Annotated in this window: 1 protein-coding gene; it reads left to right on the top strand. The window is 51.4% G+C overall.

What is annotated here, in order from left to right; translation table 11 throughout:
- Positions 1-5: 5 nt before the first annotated feature.
- Positions 6-255 (top strand): transposase (locus tag NQZ67_RS30185; RefSeq protein WP_442951246.1); only part of this gene is annotated, 250 nt, incomplete at its 3' end.

Raw genomic sequence — 255 nt, 5'->3', positions numbered from 1 at the left:
CGAAGCTGTTGAAGGAAAAGCTGGAACTGCTACTCCGTGAAGAACTTAAAAACTACATGGCTGTAGAACAACCTCAAGAGCGTAACAGCCGTAACGGCCACTACACGCGTGCTTTCCAAACTCGCTACGGAACAATCCCGGATCTTCAGGTACCACGCGACCGCAAGGGCACGTTCCAGACGAGATTGTTCAAACCGTATCAACGCCGGGAAGGCTGGTTGGAAGAAGCGATCATTCACATGTACAAAGGCGGCA

It is taken from the genome of Paenibacillus soyae, assembly GCF_024623455.1.
In the GTDB taxonomy this organism is placed as follows: Bacteria; Bacillota; Bacilli; order Paenibacillales; family Paenibacillaceae; genus Pristimantibacillus; species Pristimantibacillus soyae.
This window is presented reverse-complemented; position numbering and strand designations above follow the sequence as displayed.